Genomic DNA, 23,543 nt, shown 5'->3' on the forward strand with positions numbered 1-23,543 from the left:
TTTTAAGCTGAATTCCTGGAATCTGCTCGATTATTTAGCACTTCTAGCCGGGCTTCACTTCATCAGTCACTCCCAGCCTTTCCAGGATCTTATCCATAAGACACCAGTGCGTAAGGGAGGATTGAAGCAGGTTTGCCCCCACAAAAGCGGTAAACCACAACCAGTTAATATTTACATAAACGGCTAATAAAAGACTTACAAGCACAAAAGTTCCTGCAATTCCACGTACAACTCGATTTTTCATTTTAAAAAATTTTAGGTTAGATATAATTTTCAATGTTCACCACGGCAGCTCTAATGGGATTATTGGTTTCCAGGTTCTCATTAAATTCTGAAACCAATTGGAACAGTAGTTCAATCTTTTCATTTTCGGTAAAAGAGAAGAACATAAGCGATTCGTTCCCGCCTTTTTCTCCCGGAAACCAACTTCTGGTTGCAATGACCGAATTGGTATTTTTATAACCGTCTATTTCAGTACGGCTGAAGGCTTCAATATTTGCCTTTTTAAAAATGCTGAGGATCTCTTTTTGAAATTCCGCAACACTTGTTACAATTAGTAGTTTCATTTTTTTAAGGTCTAATGTTCAAAGTTTAATGGTGATTCAGTTCTCAGTTTTAGGTTGTGAGTTATCAGTTATTGCTTTTCCAGCGCTCATCACCGACAACCCACAACTCCAAACTGTCTTACATCACTTCCTCAGTTTTTTTCTTCAACAACAATTTCTTTTTTCTCCCGTGTTTCATATTTCTTGCGCTCTATGATATAATACACTAAAGGCACTACCAGCAGCGTAAGAATCGTAGAGACAATAGTTCCTCCCATTAATGAGATTGCCAGCCCCTGGAAAATTGGGTCAAATAGTATCACGAATGCACCTATTACAACAGTTCCTGCAGTTAGAAGAATAGGAGTAGTTCGCACAGCACCGGCTTCTATCACTGCTTGTTTCAACGGAATTCCGTCTTCCAGGCGTAGGTTCACAAAGTCGATGAGCAGCACCGAGTTCCTAACCATAATTCCTGCAAGGGCGATCATCCCTATAAAAGAGGTAGCGGTAAAGAAGGCTCCCATGATCCAGTGCCCAAGTACGATCCCAATTAGGGAAAGCGGAATGGCTACCATCATCACGATTGGCGCACGATAGTTTTGGAACCAACCAACAATTAGGATATAGATGATAAAGATCACTCCCAGGAAGGCAATTCCAAGATCTCTAAAGACCTCAAGGGTAATTTGCCATTCTCCATCCCATTTTACGGTATAATCATCTTCCATTTCGGGTTGTTGTATGTAAAGCTCGTCTAGCTCATAACCGGGAGGAAGTTCGATCTTTTTTAATTTCTCCTCCATTCCTAAGATGGCATAAACAGGACTTTCAAGCTCTCCGGCCATATCTGCCAGCACATACACCACGCGCTTTTGATTCTTTCTGAAAATGCTTTTCTCCCTCACCTTTTCCTCGATTTGAACAAGATCTGCCACACTCACCATTTGTCCGGTTTGTGATACCATTTTGATCTGGGAAATATCTACCGGAGTGGATTTTTCCTGCTCTGCCAGAGCAAGAAGGATTCCCACTCTTTGAGTAGCATCTTCATCATATAAATGTGCAATTGCTCTTTCCCCCAAAGCGGCATTCATTGTATAAACGATTTGCTGCGGAGCAATTCCATAGCGCATTGCTTTCTCTTTGTCGATCTCAAAATGATATTCAGTCTGGTCTGCCTCTACCATCCAATCCACATCTATCACATCTGGGGTTTGTTTTAATATGTTCTGGATCTCATCAGCAATTTCCATTTGCTTCTCGTAATCGGGTCCGTAGACTTCAGCAACAATTGTTGACATTACAGGAGGTCCCGGTGGTACTTCCACGATTTTCACATTGGCATCAAATTTTGCCGCAATCTTCTGAATATCGGGTCGTAATATTTTCGCGATGTCGTGGCTTTGCTCACTTCTTTCGCTCTTGTCTTTCAGGTTTACCTGAATATCGGCCGTATTACTTGCACCTCTCAGGTCATAATGTCTTACTAGTCCGTTAAAGGTTATGGGTGCAGATGTACCCACATAGCTCTGATAATTCACCACCTCCGGTCTTTGGGACAGGTACTGCCCAATTTCCCTGGAAACAGTCGCAGTTCGCTCTAAAGTTGTGCCTTCGGGCATATCTATCACCACCTGGAATTCATTCTTGTTGTCAAACGGAAGCATTTTCACAGCGACCGATTTGGTAAAGAACAAGGCAACAGAGCCCAACAACAACAGCATAGTGGTACCCAGGAAGATCCAGCGGGTCTTTTTGTTGTTAATAAGCGGCCTTTCCAGTTTATTATAGATCTTATATATTCTAGTGTCCTCAATTTGTTCTGCCGATTCTTTCTCAACACTGTCTTTGCCTTTGCTTTTCTCTCTTAAAAAGATGAGCCCCAGGTATGGTGTAATAGTTAGTGCTACGAATAATGACAGGATCATTGCAATGGAAGCTCCAATAGGCATCGGGCTCATATAAGGTCCCATCAATCCACTTACAAAAGCCATTGGCAATACCGAAGCAATCACCGTGAAAGTGGCCAGGATAGTCGGGTTTCCCACTTCGTTAATGGCATAAAGCGCCGCCTGCTTGAACGGCAGCCGTTTCATCTTGAAATGCCGGTGCATATTTTCGGCTATGATAATGGAATCATCTACCACGATTCCTGTTACAAATACAAGAGCAAAAAGGGTAATTCTATTAAGCGTGTAATCCAGCAAATAGTAACTAAGCAGCGTAAGTGCAAAAGTCACAGGGACAGAAAGGAAAACCACTAGTCCGCTGCGCCAGCCCATAGCCAGCATCACCACCAGGGTAACTGCGATAATGGCCCCGATCAAATGCAGCAGTAATTCTGACACTTTATGAGAAGCTGTTTCTCCATAGTTTCGGGTAACTTCAACGTGTACATCATCAGGTATAAGATTTGTTTTCAGGTGTTCCACCTTATCAATGATCACATCGGCTATTTTCATAGCATCCGCCCCTTTGATCTTAGCCACCGATATGGTCACTGCAGGATATTCCGAAGAAAAATTACTTCCCGCTGCAGAGCCTTTTCCGTAGCCAAAAGAAACATATTCCTTGGGTAATTCCGGTCCTTCGATCACTTCAGCAATCTGGTACAGATAGACCGGTTGTTGCTGTTGAGTGCCAATGATCAGGTTCTCCACATCTTCAGCAGATTCGAGGAAACTTCCGGTGTTCACCAGAAATTCAGTATCATTTTGATTGAAACTGCCGGAGGAAAGCTGCTGGTTGCTGGCCTGAATCATTTCAGCCACCCCAAGAAAATCCACTCCACTGGATGCCATTTTATCTTTGTCCAGCACGACGCGCACTTGTCTGCTACGACCACCAATCTTGTTAGTAATGGAAACATCGGGCACTTTTTCTATTTCGTGCGTAAGCTCATTGGCAATTTGCCTAAGCTGGTAATCATCATAAGTTTCACTCCACAAAGTAAGGCCCAGCACGGGTACATCATCAATGGCGCGGGTTTTTACCAGCGGCATCGTGGCGCCCAGCGGCATCTGGTCCATATGCTTCATAAGTTCATTATAAAGCTTTACATAGGAGCGTTCAATATCTTCGCCCACCAGGAATTGCACGGTCACCATTCCCTGTTCCTTCATTGAAGTGGAGTAGATATATTCTACCCCGGGAATATTGGAAACCATTTTCTCCAGCGGTTGTATCACCCGCGACTCAAGTTCTGTGGAGCTTGCACCTGGATAACCAACAAAGATATCGGCCATTGGCACGTCAATCTGGGGCTCTTCTTCCCTGGGGATCAAAAACGAACTGTACACTCCAATGACCATAAACACGATCATTAGTAGCACCGTAAGCTTCGAATCCATAAAACCTTTGGCAATTTTGCCTGCTAATCCTTCTTTCATTTCTTAGTAGTTTTTTTGCTGAAGGCTTATCGAATTTCGAGTTTGGCCCCATTATATAATTTCCCTTCGGCTGAAGAGATATAAGACTCCCCGGCATTAAGACCTGAAAGAACTTCCACCTCATCCCCAACCGTTCTGCCCAGACGCACCCATCTTAGAATGGCTGTATTTTGCTGGCTAGGAGTATAAATTCCTTGGAGATCGCCACGTGTCACAAGTGCTGAAGACGGAATGAGAACAACGTCCCGGTGTTCTCTAGCTGTGGTAGGAAACTGAACGCTGGCATACATCCCCGAATAAATCGAAGCATCGGTCTCGTCTAATGCGACTTTTACCACATACTGCCCGCCTGAATTCTTTGCGGAAATGCTTATTTCTGAAACTATTCCTTTTAAGGTTTCTCCTGAAGATTTCACCTGTACATCCACTTGTGTTCTCTGTTTAACCGAAGCTATTTCAGATTCCGGAACACTTGCCCTTACTTCAAATTTTCCCGGAACTTCCAAGTTTAGCAACGGCATACCGGGATTTGCCATATCCCCAACCTCAACATTTTTTGAAGTAACTATCCCACTAAATGGTGCGACAATATTGGAATAAGCGAATTGCGCGTTGATCTCGTTTTTTTGCTGCCTGGCACCTTCAAGCCTGGCCTTTGCCATTTCATACCGGGCGGTGATATCATCCATCTCCTTTTGGGAAGCGCTGTTATCTGCAAACAATGAACTGTATCGCTCATAATCTTTTTCTGCATTTCTAAAGGCCGCTGTGGCTTCAGTAATTCCTGCATTTACCTGCGCCCGCTTTGCCTGCAGGTCCGCATTATTGATCTCGATAAGCAGCTGACCTTTTTTTACCTTATCGCCTACTTTTGCATTTACGCGGGTTACATAGCCCATATTTCGGGTGCTTAAAGTGGCATTTTCAACGGCTTCTATTTTTCCGCTAAAAGTGAGGAAAGATTGATCAGATTCTGAAGGAGTTTCTACGGTAACTTCCACTGCCGGAGTATTTTCTGTAATATTTTTTTCTGAAGAGTCCCCGCAACTAAAGAGTAGGGTCGTTGCTCCCAAAAGACTCAGGATATATAATTTGGTTTTCATAAAAAGACTGTTATTTAATTAAAAAATCGAGATGTGCCTGTGCGTAATTGTATTCGAAGATTGTTTGTGCGTATTCCAGTTGTTTTTGGGAATATTGTGCTTCGGCCGTAAGCAGGTCGCTGGTTTTTTCAAGCCCCTGTTCAAACCTGTTGGAGCGTATGCGCAAAGATTCTTCAGCTTGTTCCAGTGCAAGTCGGGTTAGGTTCAGCTTATTTTCGGCATCCTTTACTGCCCGGCTTGCCCTGTTGCGTTCCATTTCGCTTTTGGAAACATAGGAATCATATTCCAGCCTGGCTTTTTCATAAGTTGCCTTACTTTTCTGAAGTTTTCCGAAGCGCTTGTAACCTTCAAACAAGTCCCATTTCAACTGAATGCCTGCGAGATATCCGCTGGCATCGCCAGAAAATATTTCATTATCATAAAGTTCATAGCTTCCAAAGGCATTCAGACGAGGTAGAAAAAACATTTTATCTGCCTGCAGCATTTCGCCGTAAGCCTCAGTCGCCAGTTCCATTGCCCGAATATCTGCTCTGTCTTTAGAAACAGTTTCAATATTTTCCTGAACAGGAATTGAAACTTCCAAAGGATCTGTAGGTTCGAAAATAATATTTACTGGTTCGTTTAAAAGATATGCCAGATAATCTGATGCATTGATCACATTGCTCTTTGCATACTGAAGCTGATTATTGACTTCAGAAACCCTTATTTCTACTGAAAGTACATCTGATCTTTGCAGATATCCCTGTTTATAAATGTCATCCGCGAGTTTCTTATTGGCAAGTGCTGCCTTTTGGGCGCTTTCTAAAACTGTTACTGCCTGGTGTGCGAGTTGCAGTTGCATATAAGCTTTCTCCACTTCCAGCACCATATGGTTTATGGTTCGATCTGTTTGTAAAGCAGTGGCGTCCATTTTCTTTTTTGCCGCTTTTCGCTGGTAGATCCCGTCTAAATTGATAAGCGGTTGCTCCACTTCGATCTTTGTGGCAAAATTGTTGATCCTTTCAGGATTGTTTAAAAAATCAGGATTGAAGTCACTCTGTGTAACAATTTCCTGGTTCAGTTTAGACCCAAAAGCCATCAAAGGATTGGTAGTGGTCATCCCGGTATGGGAAACTGCCACGTTTGGTAAAAAGATTGAATTTGTTTGCCGGTAATCTCCCCTGGATTCGAGGAACTCCTGCTGTGAGATCTTGATCTCCCTGTTGTTTTCCTTTACCAGCTGGACGGCTTCACTTAAGGATATGGGCTTCGTTTCCTGCGCCTGTAACCATAGCCCCGGCAGTAAAGCCAACATTGTAAATATATATTTGATGTTCATCGTTTGTATATTATCTCTGATTAAAAGTTTTTGAAGAACCAGAATTTTTCATCCCACCATTTGGAGAAATGTCCCCACTGGGCGGGGGTTTTCATCTTTACCTCATTCTTCCCGGTAGCCGAAAACCTTCCTCCGGTCTCACTGGCTTTACCTTCGCCCGCTTCGATAAAGTATTTTCCTTCGGGCACGAAAGTTTGATCTGGTTTTTGATTTGAAAGTATTCTGCCAATATTATGAGCTACTACCGCTGCCTGTTGTCTTGCAAAAACCCCGATCTTTGGAAGCACAGATCCGGTTTCAGCTTTTACGTGGGTGATATCTCCTATCGCATAAACATTTTCATATTTGGTTTCCAAGGTCTTGTTATCCACATCTACCCATCCGGAATTTCCTGCTAAATCGCTCTTTTTGATCACCCCGGGTAGCTGGTGCAGTGGAGTATAGGCCAAGAGATCATAAGCATAGGTTTCTCCATTGCTGAATTCCAGTACATTTCCTGAAACAGCTTTCAGTTCGTGGTTTGGGAAATATTTGATCCCTTTTTTTTCCAGCAGTTCCTTTAGTTCCCGCGAAGCTTCAGCACCGGCGAATTCCATTGGGCCGGCTTCAGGCGTATACAGAGAAATATTAGTGGATTTAGGAAGGTTGTTCTTTCTTACGAAATCTTCTATAAGCATCGCAGCTTCATAAGGCGCTGCCGGGCTTTTAAACGGAAGGGAAGAAACTAAAATAGCAACTTCACCTCCGTCAAACTTTTTTAGTTCAGCATAAAAATCCTGAGCTCCTTTTAGGGTAAAGAAATTAAAGCCAAATTGTTCAAGGTTATAAACATCTGCCTGCTCCACGCCCAGGGAAACTACCATATGATCTCCTTTATACTGCTTCCCTTTTACGGTTACAGCAATATTTTCTGGATCTATGTTTTCTATTTCCCCTCTAATAACTTCCAGGCCTGAAGCCTGCAGTTTATCTGTACGTTCTATGATCTCCTGCTGTTTGCTTTTTCCAACCATTATCCATGGGAGAGATGGCGAATACACGTTGGTTTCCTCTTTCTCGAAAACCAGGATCTTTACAAGATTGATATCTTCTTCATTCCCGCTGTGTCTGCTCAGTTCTCTTGCAGTGACAATTCCGCCTTGTCCGGCTCCTAATACTAAGATGGTTTTCATAATTGATTATTTTTAAAATTGATGCTGTGAATGCTTATTGCAATAGCTTCAGCTGGTGCTGTGGGATGCACCATAGAAGCCAAAATTTTTGGAAATTCTATCAGGATTTCTCTTAAGTAGTCTTGTAGGTTGTTCATTATTCAATTTTTATGTTGTTGAGGTCAATCCTCAAACAATTTTATTTCTAATTAGATGACAAAATTAGTGGGTGGATTACCTGTGGGAAGCAACTTTTGTTACATACAGGTCTGGTTGGCAGGTGGGTATACGGGAATATTTTTTAGGGTCCTATGAGGAAAATCAGGTTTTTGGAAACCTGTTGAAATTTTAATTCATAGTAAGAAAATACTTACATTAAAAAATAATTTTATCTCTTAAGAATCCCTGGAAATAAATAGGGCCAGACTGAAAATTTTATAAAATTAAAATAATCATATTATCAAATTATTAGGATAAAAGTTTGGAAATTGTCGATAAAGTGATAGATTAGACGAATCTATTAACCTTTTATTAATCAAACATTTTATTTTTATGGATTTAAAAAACTTTAAATCGTTCGCGGTAACTGCAATAGCTGCCGCTTTTTTTGTTTCATGTTCTCAGGACCAAGCACGAGAACAACCTATGGATGAAGAATTGGTAGCTCCTTCTTCAGCCGATATTATTGAAGGCCAGTATATCGTAGTTTTTAATGAAGATATTACCGGAAATGCTTCTTCAAAATATCCGGAAAGTTATACCAAAGCTCAGGAAGAAGTGGCTAATACTACCAAAAGGGTATTATCTGAAGCTAATATTCCTGACACTGAACTTTTAGCTGTTTATAGTAAAACAATTAATGGTGCAGCCCTTAAACTTAACCTGCAGCAGGTGGAAGCTTTAAGAGGTAAAAAAGAAATTGCTTTCATCGAGGAAGATAGAATTGTGCAATTTGCCCCTCCTTGTGGAACGCCAAACGGCGGGCCCTGTGATGAAGATCCGGGAGATGGAGACGATGGGGGAGGAGACTCTTCCCAGGATGTACCTTACGGAATTACCCGGGTTAATGGAGTAGCTTCTTACACTGGTTCTAATGTTGCGTGGGTAATTGATAGCGGGATAGACACAGATCATCCAGATCTTAATGTGGATGCTTCAAGAGGATTCAATGCATTTACCTCTGGAAGAGATGGAAAATCTACCGATGATGGTAATGGTCATGGAACACACGTTGCTGGAACTATCGCAGCTTTAAATAATGATTTTGGAGTTGTTGGGGTAGCACCGGGAGCTTCAGTTATTCCTGTAAAAGTTTTGGATAGTCGTGGTAGTGGTTCTTACTCTGGCGTAATAGCCGGTGTAGATCACGTTGCTGCTTACGGAAGTGCTGGCGATGTTGCCAATATGAGTCTTGGTGGTCCAACTTCAGATGCCTTAGATAGCGCAGTACTTTCAGCTTCACAAAACGGAATTATTTTCGCTCTTGCAGCCGGAAATGAAAGTTCTGATGCGAATACCAGTTCTCCTGCGCGAGTAAACGGAGCAAATATCGTAACGATCTCTGCAATGGATTCTAACGATAACTGGGCTTCTTTTTCTAACTACGGAAATCCGCCGGTAGATTACGCTGCTCCAGGAGTTGCGGTTAATTCTACCTGGAAAGACGGTGGTTATAATTCAATAAGTGGTACTTCTATGGCTTCACCACATGCAGCCGGAGTTCTATTATTAGGAAGTGCCTCTACTGATGGAACTGTAAATGGAGATCCAGATGGAACGGCAGATGCGATTATTGTACACTAAAAAATAGCTTAAATTTTATACTGAAAAGCACCGCCAGGGCGGTGCTTTTTTATTTAGTTAATGCTTTTATGATTCGTTGTTCATTAATTAGAACATCCCGGAATAATACATGTGGAAACTGATTATTTCTTATTTCCGCTTTTCCTTGTTATCAGCCCCACTTAAGCTCTTTTTAATTTGAGGGAGTTTTGGTAAAGCTGATATTATTAAAATAAAGTCTATTAATTAAATTCAGCGCAATCGCCTGATGGTTGATAAACGCCTGCTCCCTGTTGGTAAACTAAGGTGGCGCCTAAATGCCCAACATACATAAGATAACCGGAGCCTATTGATAATGTAACGATACAAAGAATAGATAATAAATTCTTCTTTTGGGTAAGTAATCGAATTCTTGAAAATTTTAATAGATCAAGAAGGAGGGAGGCAGTAAAAAGCCAGGCGGTAATATACGCCAGGTTTTGGTGTTGTTTAAGAACGGTGGGATCACAAATTTTTCGTGAGACAATACCATCGGCTAGATTACCGGTATAAATTGCAATCCAAACTCCTATTGTACCTAATAAAAGTAGTATAGTTCCTCCTTGTTTCCAGACTTCTTTTGCCGAGCCCAGCGCTATTAACTTAAACAAAAAAGCAACTAATAAAATGGCGATAGGAAAATGAACGGACAGAGGATGAAAAACCTCTGTCCGCCAAAAATCAGGTAACTGATTCATTTTATTCCATAATTTTTACAGAAATGGGATCTAAACGTTTTCCCACTTTTTCTACTTCAACTTCAACCTTTTGACCTTCTTTCAATTCTGAAAAATCTACAGTGCTTCCATTTCGGGTTAACTCGGTAGTTTCCTTGAAATACAACTCTAAAGTCTTGTTATCGTTTGTTTTTACGTAAATCTCATCTTTAGAAGGTTCAACCTCTTCTATTGTTCCCTGGTAAGTTCCAGATTCTACGGTATCAGTACTTTCTCCACAAGAAACCATAAAAAGAAAAATGCCTATAAAAGCAACTGAGTTAAAAATTTTACTGATCATAATTTTAATTTTTTGATTATCTAATTTTAAAGTTACAAATAATATGTTTGGATAGAATAAACCTAAAGGAGTAATTACGTGTGCAGTGAAATTTACTGCGCAGGATTTCTCCCCAGGGCCTGCAGGTACTCTGCCTGGGTTTTTAAATATTTAACCTGAAGATCTAATTGCTCCAGCCTGGCCTCTATAAACCGGGTTTCGCGGGTATTTATTAAAAAGATTGAACTTTCTCCAAAATTGAATTTACGCACTTCTGCCTGAAGTAATGCATTAGAATCTACCACCATTTGTTCTGTCATTTCAATTTGCTCTAAAAATGCCTGAAGTTGTTGTTCCAGGGCATTAATTTTGGCTTGTAACTGGTTGTCTTTAAGGTTTAGCTCTAATTTGGCATCCTGCAGCTCAAATTCGGCTATCTTAAGATCGCCACGTTCCCTTCTTAAAAATAATGGCATAGAAAATTTTACACCCGCTTTGTACGCACTGGCATTAAAAGTTTCAAAGTTTTCGGGTTCTTCTGAAAGGAAATTATACTCCAAATCTATTTTGGGTAATAACTGATTAATGCGATAGCGTTTTTCTATTTGGAGCGCTTCAATTTTTCTCCTGTAAAATTCTAATTGCGGGTGGGTATCTAAATTTGCTTCAGGAATTTCAGAAATTAAAGTACGGAAAACTTCTTCGGTAGTTACGGGTCTTACCTGTTCCTGTAAAATAAGCGGTTGATCTTGGTCCCATAAATAGGTAGAAAGTTCCAGCCGTTTTTTTCTGAGTTCTACAATGGCCTGGTTAGCCTGGAGTCTACGTTTTTGAATATTTAGGCTTGCTTCTACGGTGTCTATCCCTGCAACTTCGCCCATTTGAGCGCCGCGCCTAATTCCGCGATAGCGTTCATTTGCATTCTCTAGAAAATCTTCAAAAATCTGTAATTTCTGGTGCGCTCTTAACCATTCAAAATATACAAACGAAGCATCCAGAAGAATATCATTTATCATTAATTGCTGCTCGGCCCGGCTTTGGTCCCGATAGGCCTGGGCTTTGCGTAAACCCGCCATTCTAGAATTAATCCAAAGTCCTTCTCCCACCGATAAAACTACGCCTGCCTGAAATAAACCGGGTTCTGGCACTTTGTTTTGCGGATTTACATAGGCGCCCTGATTTTGTTGAAATCCGCCTTTTAATTTTAATCCGTACCACATAGGTACTTGTAATTGGGCATCAAGAAGGTCGTAATATTCGGTACCTTTATACTCTTTTTCTTTATAATCTACCTCAAAGCGAGGGTCAAATGCACCTCTTGCTGCCTGTACTTCGGCATCACCTATATTTCTTACCAATCCTGCCTGGCTAACTACAGGATGTTCACTTACTACAATATCTAAAAATTCGGTATAACTCAGGCTGTCTGTTTGGGCAACTGCCGAAGAACAAATAAAGAATAGGATTGTAAAATAGTGTACAAAGCGCATTTATTTGGCTACTTTTTATTATTACTTTTTGCCGCTTGAGATTCAGTATTGTCACCGGTTCCCGGTTCGTAATAGTTAGGGGGGAAACCATTTAAGTTTCGCCATAATTCATACCAAATAGGAACATTTTCTAAGAGGGCTATAGTTTGCGCACCACTGCCAATTCCTATTTGTTCCGGCCAGGGATTATCATCGGGATCAGGGGCGAGGAGAACACGGTATTTACCATTTTTTGAAATATAATTTTCTACCGCAACTACTTCGGCACCATAAGTACCATAAGAAAGATTGGGCCAGCCGCTAAAAATTATTGAGGGCCAACCATCAAACTGAATACGAACCTCTTCGCCCACATGCATAAGTGGTAAATCTAATGGCCTAACATACGTTTCTACCGCCATTTGATAGTTGGAAGGCATTATACCTACTAATTGCTCTCCTTGTGAAAAAGTTTCACCTAAACCTGCGCGTAGAGCTTTATTTACGTAACCATCCTGGGGTGCAAGAATATAATATAAATTGCTACGCTGTTGGTAATTTGAAAGCTGAATTTGAAGTTTATCAACTTCAGCGCGAGTACCAAATTGGTTGCTTTGAGTGGTAAAAATTTCCTGCCTGGTTTTAGAAATTTTATCAGCGTATTCAGCAGAAATTCGGTTTATTTCAATTTCAGCATTTATTACTTCATTACGGCTGGCTAAAAGTTGATTTTCTTGCGCAATTAGTTGGGCCTGGGCTTCCTGCAATCTTAAACGCCTCGCTTCCAAATCGGTTAAAGATTTTAAACCTTCTTCTTGCAGGGTTTGCATACGTTCAAATTGCGTTTTGGCAATTTCTACCTCGGTTTTTGCTGCTTCCAGTTTAATACTGTCGCTACGAACCTTTAAGCCGGCTTGCGCCAGTTTATTAGTGGCCATACTTCGCTTTAACTCCCGTTCTTGCTGCTGCGCTTCTAATTGTTGCCTAAGTGCTTCTATCTTTTCGTCATAGGAGTCGGCCGATTGGCGTTTGGCGTCTATTTGGCTGGAAGTTCTATTGATTAATAAAGGATCAAAATAATCACTACTCACCTCTGAAATTCTTAAAATAGTATCTCCTCTATTTACAAAATCCCCTTCGTTAATATACCATTGCTCAATTTTCCCGGGGATGGGAGATTGTATGGTTTGTGGGCGGTGTTCCGGGCTTAGCGTGGTAACATTTCCACTAGATCTTATATTTTGTGTCCAGGGTAAAAAGAGAATAATTATAAATAATAAAAAAAGGCCAATTAGCACCTTATTAAATATAGTGTAGTGTTTTCTATTAAAAACGAATTTCCCCGATCTAGAGTCAGAAATATCTATACGCTCGTTTAATTTTTCTTCAGAAATATTCAGCATATCTACAGGGATTTAACGATTTTACCATCCTCTAATTCCAGGCGCTCATCACAAATTTCTTTCCATAAATCATCATTACTGGCTACAATTAAGCTCCATTTTTGCTGCGGATCGGTTAAAAACTTTAATATCCTTTTCTTTTCCTGAGGTTCAAATTTCGTAAAAGGTTCTTTTAAAATAAGTATTGCAGGCTTATTTACAATAGCCCTGGCCAGGATAATTCTTTGTGAAATAAGGGAAGATAAATATCTACCTTCAGGATGAATTTGAGTATAAATACCATTGTTTTGCTCTTTTACAAAATCTTTTAAGCCAGCCTGTTCTAAAGCCCAATCTATATCCTGGTCTGAAATAGATTCATCTCCAAAAGTTATATTCTCCCAAAGACTACCTTCAAACGGAATTTCATCGGGTAATAAAGTCCCTAGATATTGCCGATATTCATTTAAAACAAGGGTGTGCCGGGCGAGATCGTTTACATAAATTTTACCTTTTGTAGGACTAAAAATACCTGAAATGAGTTTTAAAAGACTGGTTCTTCCATTTCCTGCCGGCCCGGTAATTACAAGCGATTTTCCGGGGTTCACTACAAAATTAATTCCCTTTAAAACCGAATAACCTTCCGGCTCAAATGCCACATCTTTAAATTCCAGTTTAATACCATTAGAAGCGTTTACAGAATTTTGATTTTCTGAAGGTTCTAAGGGTTTATCTACTACCTGTCCCAGTTTCTCCAGCGAGGTAAGGGTGTCATAAATATCCTCAAGGCCTCGTATCATTTTCTCTACGGAAGAAATAATTAAGAGAATAATGATCTCGGCGGCTACAAATTGACCAATATTCATTTGTTGGTTTAGAACCAACATTCCTCCAATAGCCAGGAGACCACCGGCTACCAAAACCTTAAAAATAATAAGTTTAATGTACTGAATTTTAAGAACGCCAAAATGCTCTTCCCGTTCCCTCAGGTATTTTTCGGTAAGTTTATCGTTTTTATCCAGCGCCAGCTTGCTTCGGCCAGAAATTTTAAAACTGTTTAAGTTTCGGGCAACCTCCTGAATCCAGTGAGCTACCTGGTATTTGTTTTTAGATTCGTCTAAGCTGGTTTTTAAACCTTTGGCAGCTGTAAATTTAAAGACGATATAAATTAATAATACCAGTAATAGTCCATATAAAATAAAAAATGGGTGATAAAGGGAGAGCAGTATAACTCCAAAAACAACCTGGACTGTGGCCGCCGGGAGATCTAATAAAATTTTGCTTACTCCTTTTTGAACTTTTAGGGTATCAAAAAAACGGTTTGCCAGTTCTGGCGGATAGATATTTTGTAAAGCTTCACTTTTAATTTTGGGAAAACGGTAGGAAAATTCAAAACTGGAACGTGTAAATATTTTTTGCTGAATATTTTCTGCCAGTCTAAGTTGTAGCAACTCAAAAACTCCAACCAAACCTACTGCGAGCGTAACTAAAATCACTAAAATTACCCAGCTGGTACTAACTTTTCCTCCCTGAATTAAATTCACAATAGCCTGTATACCCAGGGGAACTGCCAAATTTAATAAACCCGCGAAAAGTGCATAAAATAAAATATGACTTACATCGCGCTTGTCTAATTTTAGTAAATTCCAAAGTCTTTTTACCGGAGTACCTGGTTTAGTTTTGCTCATTAAGTAATACTATGCAGTTTAAAAAGTGATTTTCCATAATATGCAAAAATAATTTTCAAAAGAATTTTTCATTAGGGTTTAATCAAATTTTAACGCTTGTTCTTGCTTTATTTTTGATTAGGTTTCCCGGTATTATATTATTTGGGATGCAAATTTATTCCATTTTATAATGAGGTTAAGGGGTTACTTCTCGTTATTCTTATTCAAGCTTACTTTAAGGTCTTCTTTTTTACCCGTTCTTTTAATAAACAGTTCTCCGGGATTTTGATTTCCTTTTATTTTTAATTCAAATTCTGAACGTGGGGCTAAAATGAATGGGAGACTTTTGTTATTAACAATACTAAAATTATCACTAATATTTATTTCGGTAATTATAATAGCCTGGTTACCTCCTTTATGAGAAATTCTAAGACTTTTTATTTCTTGTTTTGAAAAATCAAGATTGTCTTGTGATGCTTTTAATTCCCCTGCCAGAATAGCATCGGTACTAAAATTAAGGGAATTGTCTTTGGCAAAAACTTCAAACGAATTTAACTCTGGGCCACCACCTCGATTTCCGCTTCCGGCACCAATAATAATTTGCTTATTAATGGTAATTGCCTGGGTGCCGTGCCGGCCTTGTTTTAATGGAGGCAGGCTATCCCATTTTCCATCAGCAAAATTAAAGATTTCAGCTTCATTGTGCGCTTTTTCCTGGGCATCACTTTCACCTCCCAAAATTACAGGCTTATTATCTAAAAGTCCAACTGCCGTGCCGCCTCTTGGCGTAGGAATTTCAGAAATGGTTTTCCATTTTCCCGCATTAAAATCGTAGATATCTGTGGCTTTCACTGTACCGGCAAATCCGTTTCCTTCAACACTTCCAGATTTCCTTCCGCCGGCAACAAAGAGTATATCCCCAGTTATTACTGCTTGAAAGTGATCCCGTTCATTAGGCGAATTTGGAAGTATTTTCCATTTATTTTTATAAACATCATATTCATCAAACCAATTTACCCAACCGGAAGTATGCCCATTAGTAATTCCGTTTATTAGGTATATTTTTTTATCTTTTATTGCAACGCCGGCAGCACCACGTCTACGGTCTTCAGGAATTTCGGGTCCTTTTACCCATAAATTTTCTAAGGGGTCGTAAATATAAATATTAGGAATAGGATCTTCATCTGGCCAGCCACCGGTAAATGCGCCTAATATATATACAAGTCCGTCCAGGCTTACGGCCTGTGTATGGTGAATTTCCAGGGGAGGTTGTGCTCCTTTTTTCCATTTTTGGTTTTCGGTTTCGTAGATATCAATTGGTTTATTACCGCGACCTCCAATTAAAATAAACCGCTTTCCTGCCTGTACAAAAGCATTCTCGTGGCGTTCCTGTGCTTCTCCATTTGCAGGAAGAGTTTTCCAGGATTGAGAATTAAGGCTAATTACCGAAAAACAAAGAATACTAAGTAAAAGGTATTTTTTCATCATAATTAATACTTTATCATAAATATAAGGCTTCTCACAAAACACTAAGGTAGGTTTAACCAAGCCTTAACTGCTTTAAGTCTCCCTTTTTAATAAGTTGCATAGTAAACCATAAAATCTAAATTATGAAACTGAAAGCTTTATTTTTGAATTGTACACTTAAAAAATCTCCCAAAACATCTAATACCGAAGCCTTTATTGAAGAAGCTGAAAAGGTTTTTAAAGGCCTTGATGTTTCTACCGAAATTGTTCGTGTGGTAGACCATGATGTAAAATTTGGAGTTACCTCTGATGAAGAAAATGGAGATGAATGGCCTAAGATTTTAAAGAAGGTAAAAGCTGCCGATATTTTAATTCTAGCTACTCCAATTTGGCGTGGAGATCGGGGTGCCGTGGCTAAAATGGTTGCCGAACGTTTTGATGGAATAATGGAAGAGGGAAGCGAAGAAAACGGGCAATTTCCAACTTATAATAAGGTAGCCGGAGTTATGGTAGATGGGAATGAAGACGGTGCTAAAAAAGCAATTTCCAGTATGGTTTTTGACCTCTCTGAGCACGGATTTACTGTTCCCGTAAACGGATTTTGCTATTATGTGGGTGAAGCTGGGCCCGGGCCAAGTTATATTGAAGCCGAAGGGAATAAACACGAATTCACCAATAATATGATGTTACTTATGGCTCACAACCTGGCGTATTTAGCAAAAACCTTAAAAGAAAATCCGTATCCTACTGATGTAAAAAAACTGGAAGAAAAAGCTAAAAAAATGAGTAAGTAGGGGAAACTTGAATATATACAGGAAGCTCTTAAGAATTGTCTTAAGGGCTTTTTTTAGTCCAAAGAATTCCTGGTAACCCAAGATTTCCAGCCAATAATTGCCATTTGTACTTTACTGGCTTTTCTGAGATCCAGTTCTTTTTTAGTGTAGCTGGGCAGAACCTTCTTGTTAAGTTTAGAAAGTGCTTTAAAAAATTTCTTTTTCATTTTTGGTTGGTTTACTCGATAATCGAGATTTAAATGCGCTGAGGTTTGCCTCAATATTCATATATTCAATTCTTCCTGAATTTGCCTCAAAGGGGTTTACTTCAAAGATATTGAAAATCAGGTAAAAGAAAAAAGCAGGGAATTAGCCTGCCTTTAAATTCAAATTTAAATGAAAAGAAAATTATTTTTTATCTTTTTTAGTAGTAATTTCAATAACCCCGTCTTCGGCATCTTCTCCATATTTTTCTAAAGCAACTGTACCTTTAAGAACATTAATTTTTTCAACATCTTCGGGTTGTAGTTTTTCTTCCCTAAACTCTGCACTTTCCTTTTTTCCATCAATTATAACTAGAGGCGAAGCTTGCTTATGCCCATTCGTGAAAATATTGGCCTTAACAGTATAGCCTGTTGAGTTATCTGATTTTTTATCTTCTTCATATTTATGAAAAGCGTTTATATCTTTGGAATTAGAAAAACTTAAACTTTTGCCGGTTATTATTTCGTAATCTGTTTTCTTTTTGAATGTTTGAAATCCGACTGAATGAGCTTGGGTTTTTATCACCTTTTTTTCAGTTTTCTTTTTAGATTTATCCAAAACCCCGGTAGTAATAATCACCGCCCCATCTTTGGCGTCTTTCCCATAAAGAGAAGTTGCGTTTTCGCCTTTAAGAACATTTACACTTTTAATAAGATCTTTATCTATTAACTCAACAATTTCTTTCTTACTTTTTTCACCGTTTAATATATAAAGGGGATCGCCGGGGATTTCTTGAAGATTTTTAGAGTTTTCGCGTAACTTTTTATTTTTGTTTTTTTTCTTCCCCTTAAAATTAGTTTGGAGGGAAATTAAACTCGGTGATCTACCGTGTTCTATTTGTAAGAATTCGCGTTTGGTTTCAGAATCCTCTTTATCAATTCTCTTTAATTCATTCTGTAAATTATCGATGATTCTTGCATTATTGGCAATAATTGCTCCGTCTTCGGCTTCATTTCCATATTTTGCCTTTGCTTCCTCAGCTAAAGAAATACTTATTCCTTGCTTAGAAATATCAAGGTGTTTCCCGTCTAATTCTTTAGAAGTATATTTCTTACTGTCTATAATATATAAGGGATGTTTCCCTAGTTTACCTAAAGCACTTCCGTTAGAAGATATAGCGCCTTTTTCCAAAAGGGTATTGGCTTTCCTAAAACCGGTTTCTTTTTTATCTGTAAAGATTTCAAAAGATTCAATTCCTTCTGTATCGTTGGTTGAGAAAGTTCCGGTTTCGTTGGTTTCTTTGTTTAAGAAGGAAACTTTTATACCGGTAAGTAGTTCGTTGGAATATTTAATTTCTGAAAACTCCAGTTCAACATTGAATTTCTGAAAAATTCCAGAAATTTTTTCCAGACCTTCCTCTTTAGAAAATTTTGTAATTGTAGCTGAAACTGATTTATTTACTTGAACAGTTTCTACAGGATTTTCAGATTTTTTTGTTTGGGCCTTGGTCTTTACATTAAAAGCGAGCATAAAAGCCAGGACAAATGGAAAAACAAGGCTTAGTTTCCAAAGCCCGGTATTTTGAGATGATTTTTTATTCAACATAAGAATTCGTTTTTTGATAAATGACTGGTAAAAATGATTGGTAAGTGCAGGTTGTAAATTTGAAATTGAAACTTTTACCAAAGCCTGCTGATAAGATTTTTTTGCCCCCGAAATAGCCACCGTTTCCCTGTCGGCTATATATTCCAGGTTTTGTTCAACGCTTTTTTTATACAGCCAGCTTAACGGGTTAAACCAAAGTAGGGCGGTAGTAAGATTTGCTATTAATATATCTATAGAATGCCATTGCGCCGCGTGTATCTTTTCGTGTTGCAAAATCATTTGCAAATCTTTTTCTGAATGCGCTGCAGGATTATAAACAATGAATTTAAAGAATGAAAACGGACTTACCGTAGTATTGGTTGTAAGAAAATTAAAACCATCTATTTTATGAATTTGGCTTTTTTTAATAAGTTGCCAAATGTTGAAAAGCTGCACAAAAATTTTTGTTAGGAAAAACAGGGCAACACTTAAATAAGCAATACCCAGGACTTCCCAGGCGCCAAAATTGGATGCTATATTTTCTGAAGTAATATTTGTGCTTGCAGGAAACTCGTGGAAAGAAAAGTTATTAGCTTCCACTATCACTTTCCGGGTAAAATAAATTGCCGGTAGAACCGCTGAAGTTGAAATTCCACCCATCAGAAACTTACGATTTATCTGGAAACTGGTTTCTTTTCTTAGTAAAATAATATAAGCCAGGTAAAAAATACTTAGCAATCCTGCGCTTTTAAAGAGATAGGTTAAGAATGCTTCCATAAGTTATTCTTTGTTCTCCTTTTCTATAATTTCAAGGATTTCCCGAAGTTCCCTGGCACTAATCTTTTCTTCTTTAGCAAAAAAGGAAACCATACTCTTATAAGAATTATCAAAAAAACGTTTTGAGGTGAGACTCATAATATGTTTTCTGTAATCTTCTTTAGAAATTACGGGATAGTATTGATGTGTATTTCCATAAGCTGTATGGCCAACAAAGCCTTTGTCTTCTAAATGTCTTACAATAGTTGAGACTGTATTGTAATGATATTTTTTATCCTGTATGTGCGGAATAATTTCTTTAACAAATGCTTTCTCCAATTGCCAGAGAATACGCATCACTTCTTCCTCTTTGTTAGTTAATCTTTTCATTTTGATTTTGTTTGGTTATTTCAAATATAACGAAAAAAATAGTTTAATTACTAATTAAGTAGTTTCATTTTGATTTATGATGCTTTTAAGTTTAGCTCACAGGATTATTTTATCTTCGCAAAAAAAATTAGATGAGTATTGTTTTTATTCTTATTGGGCTTGTTTTGTTGGTTGTAGGTGGAGAATTTTTGGTTAGAGCTTCTGTAGCGCTATCTTTTAAGTTCAATATTTCCAAAATGGTAATTGGTTTAACGGTGGTATCGTTTGCTACATCGGCTCCCGAGCTTCTGGTAAGTTTACAGGCTGCACTAAATGGTTTTTCAGATATTTCCCTGGGAAATGTGATAGGTTCTAACATTGCCAATTTAGGTTTGGTACTGGGTATTACCGCCATAATTACCTCAATTTCTGTAGACAGGGAGTTTTACCGGTTTAACTGGCCGGCAATGATGCTTTTCTCTATTGTACTTTATTACTTTTTATATACCGGTGGACATATTTCGCGATTGGAAGGTCTCTTATTATTTATAGGTCTTATCGTTTTTCTAATTTTATTAATAAGAAGGTCTCGTAGAAAAACTGAAATTGCAGTTGAGGGAATAGACGACTCACTTAAAGAGACTTCAAATTTTAAAATGATTATCTGGTTACTAATAGGAGGCGTGGCACTTTGGGGAGGTTCAGAATTACTGGTAGATGGTGCTGTAGACCTGGCAACAATGTTGGGAGTAAGTGAAAGAGTAATCTCTGTGACTATGATTGCAATTGGAACAAGTGTACCAGAACTGGCAGCATCGGTTATTGCAGCTTTAAAAAAGGAAAAAGCACTTTCCCTGGGGAATCTTATAGGATCTAATATTTTTAATATTGCTTCGGTTTTGGGAATCACCGCAATGATTCAACCTATTTATATTCAGTCAGATCAAATACTTACCAACGACATTTTCTGGATGATTGGGATTGCTTTTGCCATTGCTCCGCTAGCTTTTTTACCAAAACGCTTTCTTTTCAACAGGTATAAAGGTGTGATTTTATTCGTAAGCTATGTAATTTTTACGGGTCTTGCATTTTTGGGTTAATTTTAAGGGGGTGTATTAATAAATACATAAAAATTTAAATCAGAGGCTTGATTTTTAACGGGGTGTCTGTAAAAATACATACATTTGGTAGCTGAAATTTAAAATTTATCAAACACACCAATATGTCAACTTTACGATTTGAAGCTTTAAAAGAAACCTTTAACCGCAAGCCGGTTAAGATTAAAGAGCCGGCCAGAAGGTCTGAGCTTTTTGGAACAAATGTGTTCAACGAAGCCTCCATGAAGCAATACCTTACCAAGGAAGCTTACGAAAATGTGATGGAAGCTATAAAAACCGGTAAGAAAATTGACCGTAGAGTGTCAGACCACATTTCTACTGGGATGAAAGAATGGGCCATTTCAAAAGGAGCTACCCATTATACACACTGGTTTCAACCATTAACCGGCGCAACGGCTGAAAAACACGATGCCTTTTTTGAAACTCAGGCCGATGGTTCTGCAATAGAAAAATTTGGTGGCGGAGCTTTGGTTCAACAAGAGCCAGATGCCTCAAGTTTCCCAAGTGGAGGAATTAGAAATACTTTTGAAGCCCGTGGTTATACTGCATGGGATCCTACTTCTCCAGCTTTTCTTTGGGGAACAACGCTTTGTATACCAACGATCTTTGTTTCTTATACAGGTGAAGCTTTAGATTATAAAACACCTCTTTTAAGAGCATTACAAGCTGTAGACCAGGCAGCAACATCCGTAGCTAAATATTTTGATAAAAATGTTACAAAAGTAACCGCTACTTTAGGCTGGGAGCAGGAATACTTTCTTATTGACTCTGCTTTGGCCGCTACGCGTCCAGACCTTTCTTTGGCAGGGCGTACTTTGTTGGGACATTCTCCTGCAAAGGGACAACAATTAGACGATCACTATTTTGGTTCAATTCCTTCAAGGGTATTGGCCTATATGCGAGACCTGGAAATTGAGTGTATGAAACTTGGTATTCCGGTGAAAACACGTCATAACGAGGTTGCACCAAACCAGTTTGAGCTGGCACCAATTTTTGAAGAAGGTAACCTTGCCGTAGACCATAATTCATTAATTATGGATATTATGAGTAAGATTGCCGAAAAACACCACTTTAAGGTAATTCTTCACGAAAAGCCATTTGCCGGTATTAACGGTAGTGGTAAACACAACAACTGGTCTTTAGCCACAGATACCGGGACAAACTTATTAGCACCGGGTTCTACACCAATGAAGAACCTTCAATTCTTAACTTTCTTCATTAATATTATTAAAGCAGTACATGATAACGAAGAATTGTTAAGAGCAGCTATTGCAAGTGCATCTAACGATCATAGGTTGGGAGCAAACGAAGCACCGCCCGCAATTATTTCAGCATTTATTGGATCTCAGTTAACCGAAGTATTGGATGAATTAGAAAAGGTAACCGACGGAAAACTATCTCCGCAGGAAAAAACCGAGCTAAAACTTAATGTAGTAGGTAAGATTCCGGAAATTTTACTGGATAATACCGATCGTAACCGTACTTCATCTTTTGCCTTTACCGGTAATAAATTTGAATTTAGAGCTGTTGGTTCTACTGCAAATTGCGCTAACCCAATGACGGTTATTAATACCATTATGGCCAAACAACTAAATGACTTTAAATCTGAAGTTGATGAGTTGATTAAAGGCAAGAAAATGAAGAAGGATGATGCTATCTTTAATGTACTTAGAGAATACATCAAGCAATCTAAGAACATTCGTTTTGAAGGAGATGGTTATGGTGAAGCCTGGGAGAAGGAAGCTAAAAAACGTGGCTTAAGTAATAATAGAACGACTCCACAAGCCTTAAAAGCTCAAATTTCTGAGAAAACAATCGCTCTTTATGAAGAAATGAAGGTGATGAACAAAGTGGAACTTGAAGCGCGTCACGAAATTGAACTTGAAGATTACGCGATGCGAATCCAGATTGAAGGTAGAATCCTTGGAGATATTGCCAGAAATCATGTTATCCCAACTGCAGTTCGTTACCAGAATATCCTTATAGAGAATGTAGAAGGCCTGAAGCATATTTATAACGAAGACTTCAAGAAACATTCTAACGAGCAACTGGAACTCATTGAAGAGATCTCTGAACATATTGCTAAGATCAATAGCGGAGTTAAAGCTATGATAGAGGCCAGGAAAGTAGCTAATAAGATAGAAGATTCTGAAAAACGAGCCTTCGCTTATTGTGATGATGTAAAGCCTTATTTTGATGAAATAAGATACCACTGTGATAAATTGGAACTTCTGGTAGATGATGAGCTATGGCCGTTAACTAAGTACAGAGAGTTACTTTTTACCAGGTAATTTTAAATATATAATTATAAAAACCACGTGTGCAAACACGTGGTTTTTTTGTTTCAGAACTAATTTTAAAAATTTTAATTACCTAATTTGAGTACTATTTTCATTATTTTAATTCTATTACAGAAGACTTTTTCTGT

Annotated in this window: 20 protein-coding genes; 4 read left to right on the top strand and 16 right to left on the bottom strand. The window is 38.7% G+C overall.

Annotated features, from left to right (window positions below):
- Positions 1–43: 43 nt before the first annotated feature.
- From B4F31_RS11795 to B4F31_RS11825, 7 genes are all read right to left on the bottom strand, one after another.
- On the bottom strand, positions 44–244 hold the full coding sequence (locus B4F31_RS11795) for a YgaP family membrane protein (protein WP_286761367.1): 201 nt from the start codon (positions 242–244) through the stop codon (positions 44–46).
- A 16-nt stretch (positions 245–260) separates the two neighbouring features.
- Positions 261–566: a hypothetical protein gene (locus B4F31_RS11800; RefSeq protein ID WP_093305329.1), complete on the bottom strand. Its 306-nt coding sequence runs from the start codon at positions 564–566 to the stop codon at positions 261–263.
- 131 nt (positions 567–697) lie between these two features.
- Positions 698–3,937 carry an efflux RND transporter permease subunit gene (locus tag B4F31_RS11805; protein ID WP_286761368.1) on the bottom strand — a complete coding sequence of 1,080 codons (3,240 nt, stop codon included), beginning with the start codon at positions 3,935–3,937 and terminating at the stop codon, positions 698–700.
- A gap of 26 nt (positions 3,938–3,963) precedes the next feature.
- Positions 3,964–5,040 carry an efflux RND transporter periplasmic adaptor subunit gene (locus B4F31_RS11810; protein ID WP_286761369.1) on the bottom strand — a complete coding sequence of 359 codons (1,077 nt, stop codon included), beginning with the start codon at positions 5,038–5,040 and terminating at the stop codon, positions 3,964–3,966.
- Positions 5,041–5,050: 10 nt separating this feature from the next.
- Positions 5,051–6,358: a TolC family protein gene (locus tag B4F31_RS11815; protein ID WP_286761370.1), complete on the bottom strand. Its 1,308-nt coding sequence runs from the start codon at positions 6,356–6,358 to the stop codon at positions 5,051–5,053.
- A gap of 20 nt (positions 6,359–6,378) precedes the next feature.
- A complete protein-coding gene (locus B4F31_RS11820) occupies positions 6,379–7,530 on the bottom strand; it encodes an NAD(P)/FAD-dependent oxidoreductase (RefSeq protein ID WP_286761371.1) in 1,152 nt (383 codons plus the stop codon).
- Positions 7,527–7,667 carry a hypothetical protein gene (locus B4F31_RS11825; RefSeq protein WP_156858136.1) on the bottom strand — a complete coding sequence of 47 codons (141 nt, stop codon included), beginning with the start codon at positions 7,665–7,667 and terminating at the stop codon, positions 7,527–7,529. The genes B4F31_RS11820 and B4F31_RS11825 overlap by 4 nt, the downstream gene beginning before the upstream one ends.
- Before the next feature lie 394 nt (positions 7,668–8,061).
- On the opposite strand from B4F31_RS11825, the gene B4F31_RS11830 reads away from it, so the two are divergent.
- Positions 8,062–9,312 (top strand): S8 family peptidase, encoded by a 1,251-nt coding sequence (locus tag B4F31_RS11830; RefSeq protein ID WP_075326120.1) that lies wholly within the window; start codon positions 8,062–8,064, stop codon positions 9,310–9,312.
- A 221-nt stretch (positions 9,313–9,533) separates the two neighbouring features.
- Here B4F31_RS11830 and B4F31_RS11835 read toward each other — a convergent pair whose 3' ends face one another.
- The 6 genes from B4F31_RS11835 to B4F31_RS11860 form a co-directional block, all read right to left on the bottom strand.
- Entirely contained in the window at positions 9,534–10,028 is a 495-nt protein-coding gene (locus B4F31_RS11835) for a DUF2231 domain-containing protein (RefSeq protein ID WP_093305338.1), read from the bottom strand.
- 1 nt (position 10,029) lies between these two features.
- The gene (locus tag B4F31_RS11840; protein ID WP_093305340.1) at positions 10,030–10,347 is read right to left on the bottom strand and encodes a hypothetical protein; all 318 of its coding nucleotides are present in this window, start codon (positions 10,345–10,347) and stop codon (positions 10,030–10,032) included.
- A gap of 92 nt (positions 10,348–10,439) precedes the next feature.
- Positions 10,440–11,816, bottom strand: a complete 1,377-nt coding sequence (locus B4F31_RS11845; protein WP_093305342.1) for a TolC family protein — start codon at positions 11,814–11,816, stop codon at positions 10,440–10,442.
- A gap of 8 nt (positions 11,817–11,824) precedes the next feature.
- The gene (locus tag B4F31_RS11850; RefSeq protein WP_075326124.1) at positions 11,825–13,198 is read right to left on the bottom strand and encodes an HlyD family secretion protein; all 1,374 of its coding nucleotides are present in this window, start codon (positions 13,196–13,198) and stop codon (positions 11,825–11,827) included.
- Between the two features lie 2 nt (positions 13,199–13,200).
- On the bottom strand, positions 13,201–14,865 hold the full coding sequence (locus tag B4F31_RS11855) for a peptidase domain-containing ABC transporter (protein ID WP_075326125.1): 1,665 nt from the start codon (positions 14,863–14,865) through the stop codon (positions 13,201–13,203).
- Between the two features lie 183 nt (positions 14,866–15,048).
- A complete protein-coding gene (locus B4F31_RS11860) occupies positions 15,049–16,332 on the bottom strand; it encodes a Kelch repeat-containing protein (protein ID WP_286761372.1) in 1,284 nt (427 codons plus the stop codon).
- Between the two features lie 122 nt (positions 16,333–16,454).
- On the opposite strand from B4F31_RS11860, the gene B4F31_RS11865 reads away from it, so the two are divergent.
- Positions 16,455–17,105, top strand: coding sequence for a flavodoxin family protein (locus B4F31_RS11865; RefSeq protein ID WP_286761373.1), 651 nt, complete (start codon positions 16,455–16,457; stop codon positions 17,103–17,105).
- 53 nt (positions 17,106–17,158) lie between these two features.
- On the opposite strand, the gene B4F31_RS11870 is transcribed toward B4F31_RS11865, so the two are convergent.
- From B4F31_RS11870 to B4F31_RS11880, 3 genes are all read right to left on the bottom strand, one after another.
- Positions 17,159–17,311 (bottom strand): SsrA-binding protein, encoded by a 153-nt coding sequence (locus B4F31_RS11870; RefSeq protein WP_075326128.1) that lies wholly within the window; start codon positions 17,309–17,311, stop codon positions 17,159–17,161.
- Positions 17,312–17,492: 181 nt separating this feature from the next.
- Positions 17,493–19,649, bottom strand: coding sequence for a M56 family metallopeptidase (locus B4F31_RS11875; protein ID WP_286761374.1), 2,157 nt, complete (start codon positions 19,647–19,649; stop codon positions 17,493–17,495).
- Between the two features lie 3 nt (positions 19,650–19,652).
- A complete protein-coding gene (locus B4F31_RS11880; protein ID WP_286761375.1) occupies positions 19,653–20,018 on the bottom strand; it encodes a BlaI/MecI/CopY family transcriptional regulator in 366 nt (121 codons plus the stop codon).
- A 131-nt stretch (positions 20,019–20,149) separates the two neighbouring features.
- On the opposite strand from B4F31_RS11880, the gene B4F31_RS11885 reads away from it, so the two are divergent.
- Positions 20,150–21,097 carry a calcium/sodium antiporter gene (locus B4F31_RS11885; protein ID WP_075326131.1) on the top strand — a complete coding sequence of 316 codons (948 nt, stop codon included), beginning with the start codon at positions 20,150–20,152 and terminating at the stop codon, positions 21,095–21,097.
- A gap of 122 nt (positions 21,098–21,219) precedes the next feature.
- Positions 21,220–23,406 carry a glutamine synthetase III gene (locus B4F31_RS11890; protein ID WP_075326132.1) on the top strand — a complete coding sequence of 729 codons (2,187 nt, stop codon included), beginning with the start codon at positions 21,220–21,222 and terminating at the stop codon, positions 23,404–23,406.
- The last annotated feature ends 137 nt before the right edge of the window (positions 23,407–23,543 follow it).

The sequence above is a fragment of the Salegentibacter sp. UBA1130 genome (assembly GCF_002311535.1).
Lineage (GTDB): Bacteria > Bacteroidota > Bacteroidia > Flavobacteriales > Flavobacteriaceae > Salegentibacter > Salegentibacter agarivorans.

Excerpts from the sequence above, each read along its gene's own strand:
- B4F31_RS11840 (WP_093305340.1), bottom strand. The coding sequence starts at position 10,347 with ATGATCAGTAAAATTTTTAACTCAGTTGCTTTTATAGGCATTTTTCTT.
- B4F31_RS11850 (WP_075326124.1), bottom strand. The coding sequence starts at position 13,198 with ATGCTGAATATTTCTGAAGAAAAATTAAACGAGCGTATAGATATTTCT.
- B4F31_RS11810 (WP_286761369.1), bottom strand. The coding sequence starts at position 5,040 with ATGAAAACCAAATTATATATCCTGAGTCTTTTGGGAGCAACGACCCTA.
- B4F31_RS11805 (WP_286761368.1), bottom strand. The coding sequence starts at position 3,937 with ATGAAAGAAGGATTAGCAGGCAAAATTGCCAAAGGTTTTATGGATTCG.
- B4F31_RS11870 (WP_075326128.1), bottom strand. The coding sequence starts at position 17,311 with ATGAAAAAGAAATTTTTTAAAGCACTTTCTAAACTTAACAAGAAGGTT.
- B4F31_RS11830 (WP_075326120.1), top strand. The coding sequence starts at position 8,062 with ATGGATTTAAAAAACTTTAAATCGTTCGCGGTAACTGCAATAGCTGCC.
- B4F31_RS11815 (WP_286761370.1), bottom strand. The coding sequence starts at position 6,358 with ATGAACATCAAATATATATTTACAATGTTGGCTTTACTGCCGGGGCTA.
- B4F31_RS11820 (WP_286761371.1), bottom strand. The coding sequence starts at position 7,530 with ATGAAAACCATCTTAGTATTAGGAGCCGGACAAGGCGGAATTGTCACT.
- B4F31_RS11875 (WP_286761374.1), bottom strand. The coding sequence starts at position 19,649 with ATGGAAGCATTCTTAACCTATCTCTTTAAAAGCGCAGGATTGCTAAGT.
- B4F31_RS11860 (WP_286761372.1), bottom strand. The coding sequence starts at position 16,332 with ATGATGAAAAAATACCTTTTACTTAGTATTCTTTGTTTTTCGGTAATT.
- B4F31_RS11855 (WP_075326125.1), bottom strand. The coding sequence starts at position 14,865 with ATGAGCAAAACTAAACCAGGTACTCCGGTAAAAAGACTTTGGAATTTA.
- B4F31_RS11825 (WP_156858136.1), bottom strand. The coding sequence starts at position 7,667 with ATGAACAACCTACAAGACTACTTAAGAGAAATCCTGATAGAATTTCCA.
- B4F31_RS11800 (WP_093305329.1), bottom strand. The coding sequence starts at position 566 with ATGAAACTACTAATTGTAACAAGTGTTGCGGAATTTCAAAAAGAGATC.
- B4F31_RS11845 (WP_093305342.1), bottom strand. The coding sequence starts at position 11,816 with ATGCGCTTTGTACACTATTTTACAATCCTATTCTTTATTTGTTCTTCG.
- B4F31_RS11880 (WP_286761375.1), bottom strand. The coding sequence starts at position 20,018 with ATGAAAAGATTAACTAACAAAGAGGAAGAAGTGATGCGTATTCTCTGG.
- B4F31_RS11865 (WP_286761373.1), top strand. The coding sequence starts at position 16,455 with ATGAAACTGAAAGCTTTATTTTTGAATTGTACACTTAAAAAATCTCCC.
- B4F31_RS11885 (WP_075326131.1), top strand. The coding sequence starts at position 20,150 with ATGAGTATTGTTTTTATTCTTATTGGGCTTGTTTTGTTGGTTGTAGGT.
- B4F31_RS11890 (WP_075326132.1), top strand. The coding sequence starts at position 21,220 with ATGTCAACTTTACGATTTGAAGCTTTAAAAGAAACCTTTAACCGCAAG.
- B4F31_RS11795 (WP_286761367.1), bottom strand. The coding sequence starts at position 244 with ATGAAAAATCGAGTTGTACGTGGAATTGCAGGAACTTTTGTGCTTGTA.
- B4F31_RS11835 (WP_093305338.1), bottom strand. The coding sequence starts at position 10,028 with ATGAATCAGTTACCTGATTTTTGGCGGACAGAGGTTTTTCATCCTCTG.